Genomic DNA, 1,206 nt, shown 5'->3' with positions numbered 1-1,206 from the left:
CGGCATCGACTTCGATACCCACAAGTTGAGTGTTGTGGATTTTGTCGATACGCCTCTTCGACCCGCCCGCCTTGGCGACCAATTGCTCCATTGCCTCCATGAGGAAGCCGCCTGAGCCCATGCACGTGTCGAGGACCACGTCGTCGCGGCCAAGTTCGGCGAGGTCCACCATGAGCTTCTTGATGTGGTCGGGGGTGAGGATGATGTTTTTGTTGTCCATTTTCCCTGCACGGGACAGGAAGATCTTGTACGCACGCCCGAGAAGGTCGTGTTTGGTCGACTCCTTCGAAGGCTGGTGCACGCGATCGTCGATGTCGGTAATGATCTGCTTGTACTCAGGAAGTGGAATGTCGATCGTCTTGACGAAAGCAAAGCGATCCTCCCAGTCGATTAGTTTGGACTCGGAGTTCACCTTCCTTATGAGTTGGCGAGTGACTGCCTGGACGATCTCGTCGTTGAGGTAGCGGGCCCTGACCATGCGGGGGTCGTCGGGCGCCACCTGTGACTTGTACACGCTGCGGAACTTGGAGTCGTCGAGCGCAATCATCAACGCCGAAAAGAACAGGGATCTGTCCGTGTCGCGGACACGCGAGTCCTTATGGAAGCGCTCATTGAGGTTCACCAAGAAGCGGCGTAGCTCGGCGTCTGATAGCGGATCACCATGGGCCAAGACGTTGTAGTGGCGGGTCAGGGTTTTTAGGTCAATCAGCCCCCGCAGCCCCTCGATCTCCTCAGTGAGATCGGTGTCACCCTTGCGGAAGAAGTAGGTGGCCTTTAGGGATCGTTTCGTCTGGCCGGAGACGGCGATCCCAATGATATCGGCGTGCGGGACAGCGTTGTCGGCCATGTAGTTTCGAACGTCGACTTCCGCCGCGCCGTGATTGGTCTTCGGACCGGGATCACCGGACTTGGCCTCGACGACAATGAGCCAGCCCCCCTCCATCTCCTTGAAGAAGTCCGGGTACCCGGAGTCGGTCGACCCGTCGCGTTTGGAATGGAATCCGAAGTCCTTGGGGATGTCGCGCTTCTCGACGAACGTCTCGGCTCCGTGGAAACCTCGAAACAGGTTCTCTGTCTTACTCTCGGCCATCCACTGCCCCTTCTGATGCTTAACCCAGCGGCGTGCTCGGTGCCGTCCCCGCTCGATCGGTGACAATATCGGTCGACCGCGGGCTCAGCTGGTAGCCGGTGCTCGATGCTCCCAGA

Annotated in this window: 1 protein-coding gene; it reads right to left on the bottom strand. The window is 58.6% G+C overall.

From position 1 onward, the window contains the following. Positions 1-1,090: N-6 DNA methylase (locus HPC46_RS34455; protein WP_179476444.1), on the bottom strand; the 1,090-nt coding region annotated here is incomplete at its 3' end. Positions 1,091-1,206: the final 116 nt, after the last annotated feature.

Source organism: Mycolicibacterium vinylchloridicum, assembly GCF_013404075.1.
Lineage (GTDB): Bacteria > Actinomycetota > Actinomycetes > Mycobacteriales > Mycobacteriaceae > Mycobacterium > Mycobacterium vinylchloridicum.
The sequence above is the reverse complement of the archived record's forward strand: the minus strand, read 5'-3'. Positions and strand labels throughout refer to the sequence as shown.